The 8,033-nt window shown below is 49.6% G+C and carries 6 protein-coding genes and 3 tRNA genes; 2 read left to right on the top strand and 7 right to left on the bottom strand.

What is annotated here, in order from left to right:
• The 4 genes from BGX12_RS14800 to BGX12_RS14785 form a co-directional block, all read right to left on the bottom strand.
• On the bottom strand, positions 1 to 146 hold a 146-nt coding region (locus BGX12_RS14800), incomplete at its 3' end, for a GTP-binding protein (RefSeq protein WP_233246336.1).
• Between the two features lie 23 nt (positions 147 to 169).
• A tRNA-Thr gene (locus BGX12_RS14795) sits at positions 170 to 241 on the bottom strand.
• Between the two features lie 51 nt (positions 242 to 292).
• A tRNA-Tyr gene (locus BGX12_RS14790) sits at positions 293 to 375 on the bottom strand.
• Positions 376 to 384: 9 nt separating this feature from the next.
• Positions 385 to 457, bottom strand: a tRNA-Thr gene (locus BGX12_RS14785).
• Positions 458 to 703: 246 nt separating this feature from the next.
• Between BGX12_RS14785 and BGX12_RS14780 the strand changes: the two genes are divergently transcribed.
• Positions 704 to 1,882, top strand: coding sequence for a glycoside hydrolase family 18 protein (locus tag BGX12_RS14780; RefSeq protein ID WP_158278281.1), 1,179 nt, complete (start codon positions 704 to 706; stop codon positions 1,880 to 1,882).
• Positions 1,883 to 1,949: 67 nt separating this feature from the next.
• Entirely contained in the window at positions 1,950 to 3,095 is a 1,146-nt protein-coding gene (locus BGX12_RS14775) for a glycosyl hydrolase family 8 (RefSeq protein WP_109736799.1), read from the top strand.
• Here BGX12_RS14775 and BGX12_RS14770 read toward each other — a convergent pair.
• The 3 genes from BGX12_RS14770 to BGX12_RS14765 all read right to left on the bottom strand — a co-directional run bounded on the left by BGX12_RS14770 (position 3,092) and on the right by BGX12_RS14765 (position 7,885).
• On the bottom strand, positions 3,092 to 4,420 hold the full coding sequence (locus BGX12_RS14770; RefSeq protein WP_109736798.1) for a GntR family transcriptional regulator: 1,329 nt from the start codon (positions 4,418 to 4,420) through the stop codon (positions 3,092 to 3,094). The two genes, BGX12_RS14775 and BGX12_RS14770, sit on opposite strands and share 4 nt — an antisense overlap.
• A 204-nt stretch (positions 4,421 to 4,624) precedes the next feature.
• Entirely contained in the window at positions 4,625 to 4,984 is a 360-nt protein-coding gene (locus BGX12_RS15375) for a hypothetical protein (RefSeq protein WP_146196379.1), read from the bottom strand.
• An 84-nt stretch (positions 4,985 to 5,068) separates the two neighbouring features.
• A complete protein-coding gene (locus BGX12_RS14765) occupies positions 5,069 to 7,885 on the bottom strand; it encodes an FISUMP domain-containing protein (RefSeq protein WP_158278280.1) in 2,817 nt (938 codons plus the stop codon).
• Positions 7,886 to 8,033: the final 148 nt, after the last annotated feature.

The raw sequence follows: 8,033 nt of genomic DNA, 5'->3' as shown, positions 1-8,033 counted from the left end.
TCGTCGAAACGCTTTGCAGCAGCCAGGCCCTTAGCGGCGAGGGTGGTGCAGATTGCAGCGGTCAGAGTGGTCTTACCGTGGTCAACGTGGCCGATGGTGCCGATGTTGCAGTGCGGCTTGCTTCTGTCAAAATGTTCTTTTGCCATGATTCTATCTCCAATTTAGTGAGAGCCCAGATCGGGAGTCGGACCCGAGACCTCTTCCTTACCAAGGAAGTGCTCTACCACTGAGCTACCTGGGCATACAAGCCGCATGGAACAGGATATGCTCCATGCGGCTGATTGTTTTATAGTGGGTAGGAGTGGTTTCGAACCACTGTAGGCGTGAGCCAACGGATTTACAGTCCGTCCCCTTTAACCACTCGGGCACCTACCCATTATGTCGAGCCAAAGATAGGAATCGAACCTACGACCGGCTGATTACAAATCAGCTGCTCTACCAGCTGAGCTACTTTGGCATTTCTCTTAATTCATCGCTGAATCTTAGAGTGTGCCAAATGTAATAAGAATTACCTCATCTTGTCAACGGTTTTCGCCTTTTTTCGCAAAAAAAAATGCATTTTTTCAAAAAATATGTACACACAGGGCATAAAACACTGTTGATAGATTGTTAATAGCATATTTTTGACACTTTTGATGCACGAAAGTATATTACAGACATGAAGTTAGATGCATTTCCGAAAGCATTTTTTTGCCTTCTTTTGATGATTTTTTCACCTACTTTTTCACAGGAAGAGGGTACAAATCCATCCAGAAAGATCCTAGCCGGGTATTATCCGGACTGGGGCGTATGGAATCACCCTAGCTACACGGTGGATTTAGTCCCTTACAAGCAATTGACCCACGTTATCTGGAGCTTTATCTCCCCGAATGAGGACGGAAGCCTCCGCGGGGATGCCGTTCAGGACCCGTCGGACCTGGACCAGATGGTAAAACTGGCCCACGATCAGGGCGTAAAAGTGATTTTATCCCTGGGCGGCGCAGGTTTGTGCGAAAATTTCGCCCCGGTATCCAAGAACGAGGCCCTACGTTCCAAATTTGTGAAAGAACTGATGGAATTTGTGGAGGCGCACCACCTGGATGGAGTGGATATGGACTGGGAATACTCCAAGGTTCCTGTGGCAAGTGAAGACACTGCCGGTTACAACAAACTGCTGAAAGACATCCGGACGAACCTACCCCAGGGAAAGACACTTTCTGCGGCACTCCCCTGCAGTGACTATTACGGAAAGTTCTTTACGGCGGAAGCGCTGCTGGAAAACCTGGACTGGTTCGGCCTGATGACCTACGATATCACCGGGGACTGGGACGAAAAGGCCCGATTCGATTCTCCCCTACTGCCCAACTCCAAATGGACCACCTGGTCCTGGAAACAAGCCGCCGCATACTGGACCAAGCGAGGCGTTCCTGCAAGTAAGATTGTAATGGGAGTACCCTCTTTCGGTTTTGTTTTCCATGGCGCTACAGGACCGGGATCCGACTTTGACTATGCAGAGCAAGAGAGCTACGCAGACATCCTGAAAATGGCGGACTGGCAGTTGTTCTACGATGATATATCCAAGGAACCCTATGGCATTGCGGACGACATGTTTGTCACTTATGAGGATGCACGTTCCTCCATTGAAAAGGCCAGCTGGATTGTAACGAACAATTACGCAGGCGCCATGGTATGGGAGCTTTCCCACGACTACCTGGAAGAAGAAAAGCAGCCTATCATAAACGCACTTTCTACAGTGCTGCTAGACGGAATCGTCCCGGATAGGATCGGAACAAGACGAAGCCGCACGAACTTGAATTCCCTAAGCGCAGGACGTTACACCTATGACGCACTGGGTCAATTCGTAAGGAACAGACCTGCGTCAGGTCATTACTACAACAGATAGAACAGTTCGTCTCGTTTTAAAAAATTCCCTAGGCTTAGAATGTTGTTCTAAGCCTATTTTTGTTTTCATGAAAAATATATTTGAGCAAATCGGAAAGACTCCTGCAGAAATCGAAGCCAAATTGGATAAGGCATTTAGCCAGCTATTCGAAGGCGATGCAGAAAATGAACGCATCTGTTTCGAAAAAGGGGACGAAGCCTACGTCGTGGACATCGGGCACAACGACATCCGTTCCGAAGGCATGAGCTACGGCATGACCATCGCCGCCCTGCTCAACAAGCGGGACCTTTTTGAGAAACTGTGGAATTTCGCCACCCGCCATATGAAAAATACAGAGGCGCCCTACGCAGGCTATTACGCCTGGCAGGTTTCCACCTCGGACTTTTCCATAATGGATCCGGGTTCCGCCCCCGACGGGGAAGAATATTTTGCGGCAGCACTCCTTTATGGAGCCAAGGTATTCAACAGCGCGAAGTACAAGCAGGATGCCGTCCAGCTGATTAACGACATGGCCCACAAGCCGACCGAGGGACCGGTCCATACCATGATGGACGTGGACGCAGGCCTTGTGCGATTCTCCCCCATGGACGGGAACGACTTTACGGACCCAAGCTACAATACCGTTGCATTCTACCGCATGTACGGCGAAGCAACTGGTGACGACATCTGGAAAAAGATTGCGGACAACAGCTTTAACTACCTGAAGAAAGCGGTCCATCCCGTAACAGGCATTGCTGCGGAATACAGCGAATACGACGGCACCCCCAAAAGCACGCCCTGGTATCCCGAAAGCAACTGCTTCTGCGGCGACGCCTGGCGCGTGGCCTGGAACATGGGTCTGGACGCTGCAAACATCCAGAAGGTTCTGGACGCAGGCGCCGGCGGTAATGAAACGGCAACGCTCGCCGACGTCCGTAGCTGGGAAATTTCCGCCATACGCAGACTACTGGGATACTTGAATTCGAGACGCCCCTACCCTGCCGACATGCGCGTGGACGGAAGCGCCTTCCCTAGGGAGGCCCGCCCTGCAACGGGAGGCCTCATCGCCATGAACGCAGCGGCGACCATCGCATTGCCTCAGGGCGACCCGCTGATAAGGCCCTTCGCGGAAGACCTCTGGAATATGGATATTCCCTCTGGACTGTGGCGATACTACGACGGCACGCTCTATATGCTAGGACTGCTCGCCTGCTCCGGCAAATTTGACGTCTAGAAATTCTTGGATATGACGCGACCCAGCGGTGCCTGCATCTGGCGCCGCTGTTCTGCATAGATGGTAGGCGCCACAATGTGGTAGAGAGCCTCCTTCACCATGGTCCCTACGTTAAAGGCGAAGGAATCGAAAACATAACGGTAACTGTCGATGGTATCATCGAAACCGATTACGTAAGGAAGCTTCTCGCCCTTAGACTTGAAGTAATCAATGAGAGTGGTCGCCACCCAGTCATTGGCACAGACGAAATATTTCAGGGAGACGTCCCCGAGCAAGTTCTCCACCATCTGGTCTAGGAATACTTGAGAATCCAATCCTTCGGCATTTGTATAACTCTTCAAATCAAAGGGGGAAGCGAAGCGGTCGTCCACAAGGGGGACTACTTCAAGTCCCGATTCCTGCAGGCCCTGAAGGCGAGCCCTGGACCAGAAACTTCCATGATAGGGGGAGACGTAGTGGACAGGGCCCACCCCCTTTTTCTTCAGGTAGTTACCAACGATGACGCCAGCCTCCTTGCCGAACGCCACGTTGTAAAAGGCCCACTTTTTCTTGTTGCGTACACTCAAGGGGACGGAATCGGGGGAATATTCCCACCACACGGAAATAGGGTTATCGAAATGGGCGAAATGGGCGAACAGGCGCTGGGGATCATCCACCAGCCAGGTAGAGAGAAAGGCGCCCAGACAGCGGGAATCGTTCTTGACTATGAAACTGCTTCCATCGGGATGGTAGAGTTTATCCCGCTTTTCGTTATAGCTTACGAAATGTACCACAATATTCTGCTCGCCGGCAATGCGGGCCAAGGTGCGAAATACGTCGGATTCACGTTCCGACTGGATACACATTCTGCCCTTGTCATCGGAACGATGGATAAACAGGATGTAGTTGGAAGGGTCCACGGAACGTTCCTCGTTAAAGAACATCCTGCGGCCATTACGAATCAGGATTCCCTGTTCAACCTTCTGGTTCAAAAACTTCTTGACGATGTAGGGAGAAACCCGGTAACGGATAGAAAGATTCCCCGGCGAGGGAAGCTGCTCGAAGGCATTGATAAAACCACTTTCCAGATCCTTCTGGAACTGTTTCTCGATCACGGAATAAACGTCATCAACCTGTATGACGGAAGCCGTAGGAACGGTACCCCAGAAGCAACCCTTGCCCTGGACCAGCTTGATGGTTCCTTCGGAGGCAAGCTCCTTGTAGACCTTATGAACCGTGGTCACGGAAAGATTCAACTGCTGAGCCATCTTGCGGACAGAGGGCATCTTGTCTCCGTCCTTGAAGCCTGCGCCCTTGATAGATTTCTTAACTTCTTCAATCAGCACTTACCTTACCTCGTTATGCCCGAAATCTAGTTTATTTAAGCTACGGAAATATACCACCGTTTATTCTTATTTCTTTTTTGAAGAGACTAGCCGACTTGACACAGCCTGCCTTTGGGCTATGTCAAGCCAAGTTGTATTGCTGAATGATTATTGTTTAGTTGCTATTAGAAAGCTACGGCGCCAAAGCCTGTTTCAGCCCAAAAATCAGTAGTCGCTTGCTTCGCAATGTTCATAGCGAGGTTTTCTTGACCATCTTGAAAACATGAAATAACGCAATTCAGGGCAAGTTTCTATTGCAGTGCCGCTGAAGGCAACATTTTCTCTGGCGGGTAATTTCCCATTGTCTGGAGGAAAAACACCTATATCGTTGATGACATTAGCTTTTGTGCGGTACTTTAGACTATCGCTCCAAACCCATTTGTCGTTACAATAAACTCCGACTCTCAATAGGATTTCTTTGTTCAAGACAATCGTATCAAAAAAATCTTTGCTTATATAATGGTGATCAGCATAAAATTCGGATGCATTTTCATCAAAAAATAAAGAATCTTCTACGTATAACATTACTCGTAGAGAATCGGCGGAGTCTGGTCCACGAACATATAGATCAATGGAATCCTGCCAACAGTTTTTTCCACAGAATTATTCCTATTCCTGCGGCAACCACCTATAAACGCTGTCCGGCCGATCATAAGTCTTCCCACACTTGTATTCCTGGCTATTAAAGAGGATAGTTTCTTCGAAAATATCCTTACGGCAGGGACCCTTTTCTTCGTCGATGGGGGTGATTATGTGCCAGCCCGCGTATTCGCTGGTAATGGGTTCAACGAGTTCGTCGCAGTAGAATAGAGAATCTTTGAAACCGACGGTTACGCCGTATTTATACGGGTATCTGTCATCGCAGGCTGTGTACATTGCCCAGAAGGTGCTGTTTTTCCAGCCCATTTGATCACGATCGCAGACATAGTCCAGGCCATTGTATTTTTTCCATTCCATGCCGAAACTATGGCAGAATCCCATCGCCCTGTCCAATTCAGTCTCTTCGCGCCACTTGAATTCAACTACATTGTAGTAAATTCGATCGTAATTCATAGCTTCGCGAAAACAACCGTATTTCTTTCCGTTGTAGGTGACGATATCGGTTCTTCCATCTTCGCAGAGGCCGTGTTCAAGTTCAGGGCCAACCACCTCTATCCAGTTCTTCTTCGGAGAGCAGTAGTACGTGTCTCCGAGATACTCCTCGAAAGTCCCCACCTTGGCCGCGGTGCATTCCTCCAACTTGAGCGTCGCCTGCGGAGTACGCCAACCGGTAATCCAGCAGACATACTCTTCGTCGCCAAGTTTAAAAATTTCTTTTTTATGCTCGCTTCGGAAAGCATCGTTGCATTTTCCAAAGGCGACCTCCGGAGTGTACTTGGTCCAACCGGTGTCCAGGCATTTGTACGATGTTTTTTTGACGGTGGACTTGATTTCGTTTAGTAATTTCTTGGAGCAGAAACCGAGGGAATCGTCGACGGCTTTGAACTTGATCCACTTTAAATTCCTGCAGCCGTAACTTGTGTTGATGAACTTCTTGGTGGAGCCCTCGTTTTCTTCGGTGCATTCCGCCAGGAATTCCGCCTGGGTGGCCGTGCGCCACTTGGAGTCGCAAATGTAGGGCGTGCCGTCGTAGTCCTTTATGATTCCCCGGATGTCCTTGGTGCAGAATCCCAGCTTTTTGGTGACGTTGTCGATTTGCGTCCAGGTGGGCGGTTCTACACAGGCGTAGCCGGTTCCCTTATAATCCACGATCGTGTTGATTTTGAGTTCGGTGCACTTGCCGTAGTAATCGCTAACGCCTGCGGTGTGCCATCCACTACTGTCGCAGGCGTAAACGCCTATGTCGATGGTGTCGATGTCGTTGTACCTTTTCGGTTCGCAAATGCCCAGTTCCTGTTCTACGGCGGTCATTTTGGTCCAGGCGCCGTTGGAACGGCAGGCGTAGGACACTGAGCCGAAATTAATGACTTTGTTGAGTTTGGTGTCGTCGCAAGCACCCGTGTAGTCTGCAAGTTTAGCCACGCGCCAACCGGTGGAATCGCAGAAGTACGGGTCGATGCTTTCGCCCTTTTTAACGGTGTCGATGACGCCTAATTTTTTAGGAGTGCAAAGCCCGATGAAATTTTCGAGAGTCGTGAACTTTTCCCAAGTGCTGTCGGTGCGGCAGGTGTACTTTATATCGTTGAGTTCAAAGACACTGTAGAACTTGCTATCGTTGCATTTGCCGACATAGTCCGCAAGGCGCGCAGTGCGCCAGCCCGTAGTGTCGCAGTAGTAATATTCCAGCAAATCCTTCGCGGGAATTGTATCGATGGCGCCAATGTTTTTTGCGGTGCAAAGCCCAATGGATTTTTCAACTGCGTTGAGTTCACGCCAGGAGGAATCTTTACATATAAACTTCTTGCCATTCAGTTCGCGTACATCGCCGTCGTTTTCATCGGCGCATGCAGCGCCAGCCTCGTTCATTGTGGCGATCGTCCAGGAGCCGTTGCAGACGTACAGCGAATCTCCGTAGTAATGAAGTTCGCCGCGGTCGCCCCAAGAACAATCGGAGTCGCTCCCCTTGACCCATTTGCCACCTTCGCAAGAGTAGTTCTTGCCCGCACCCGCCACGAAAATATCGCCAAAGTCATCTTCCGTCTCGGCATTGCAAATGGGCAACTGTTTTTCGTTTTCTACAAACGACAATTTTCTGACGCAACGCAGCGAGTAGAAACCGTAAAACTCTGATTCCATCATGCGCGCCTTGCCATCCTTGCCAACGACAAACATGCTGTCGTTGTTTGTCAGCAGGTAAGTCCTTTTACCCTTGTCGGAGCAACCTAGCGAATCCATATCGAAGGTACCGCGCCTGCAGAAACCCGCCATTTGGGGATTGAACCCGAGCCCGGCATCGGTGAGATCGCTCGTGACACGCAGCAGGTACCTGTAATCCGCAGAAGACGGCACTACAAATCCGGTAGGGCACATATTGTTCCTTGTATAATCCCTGAACAAGCGGCCATCGGTCTTGCAGTTGTTACGGTCGTTGTCGTAGCACATGTCGTAGTTCTCGAACGCGGTGGTAGCATCCAACAAGTTTTCCGCAATCCACTCGTAAGGTCCGATTCGAACCGTCTTGTACTCGTGATTGTACGTTGAATCGTAGATTGTGCCGTTGACGATGTTCATCATTCCTAAATCGGATTTGTATTCCTCGCCCACCAGCGCGGAATCCCTGTAACTGCTTGCGGAAATGTCGGCTTCCTTTTTCTGGAAACTGGAACTGCTTTCAGCACTGCTGGAATTCTTTCCGGCAGATTTTCCATCACTGTCGGAACTTTCACTGTCGCAAAAATCGTCTTCGCAGATTTCGTCCGTACCGGAGGGATCCTCGAAATCGCTGTCGGAACCGCTGTCACCGCAAGCCGTCATGAAAAAAGGCACGGCAACGCAAAATGCACAAAAATACCGTTTGAATGAAAAATATTGAAAATTCAGGCTCTTCATCAACATGTGTGGGTGGCTTCGCCACCCTTTTTTGTTGACTTTCGCCTAAATTAAACAAAAAATGGGCTATTTTCTAAAATTTAAT

Origin of the sequence: Fibrobacter sp. UWR4 (genome assembly GCF_003149045.1) — a bacterium.
In the GTDB taxonomy this organism is placed as follows: Bacteria; Fibrobacterota; Fibrobacteria; order Fibrobacterales; family Fibrobacteraceae; genus Fibrobacter.
This window is presented reverse-complemented; position numbering and strand designations above follow the sequence as displayed.